Genomic DNA, 364 nt, shown 5'->3' with positions numbered 1-364 from the left:
CTTCTGAATTGCCATTCATTCTAATTTTTAGACGCTATAAGACTGTTGTAAGCGTGAAGAAATTCTTTGGCGATTTTGGCATTTAGGTAGTCTCTAAGAACCAACTTATAAGCATTTTCAATTTTTGAACTGTCAGGAGAATTAAAAGTATCGAGAATTGCAGTAGCAAACGCGTGCTCATTTCCTTTCGGGATTAATCTTCCTGTATGAGGTAAAACAATTTCTGAAATACCTCCCACATCATAAGCTACTACAGGAGTTTTACAATACATAGCCTCTAACAATACACCAGGCAATCCTTCTATAATGCTGGGAAGCACCAGAACATCAGCCGCCTTGATATAGGCCAATGGATTATCGACAA

The 364-nt window shown here is 37.9% G+C and carries 1 protein-coding gene; it reads right to left on the bottom strand.

The window, feature by feature from the left end:
- Positions 1-20 precede the first annotated feature (20 nt).
- A partial coding sequence (locus HC175_RS20840) for a glycosyltransferase (protein WP_168139899.1) occupies positions 21-364 on the bottom strand: 344 nt, incomplete at its 5' end.

The organism is Salinimicrobium oceani, from assembly GCF_012037645.1.
The sequence above is the reverse complement of the archived record's forward strand: the minus strand, read 5'-3'. Positions and strand labels throughout refer to the sequence as shown.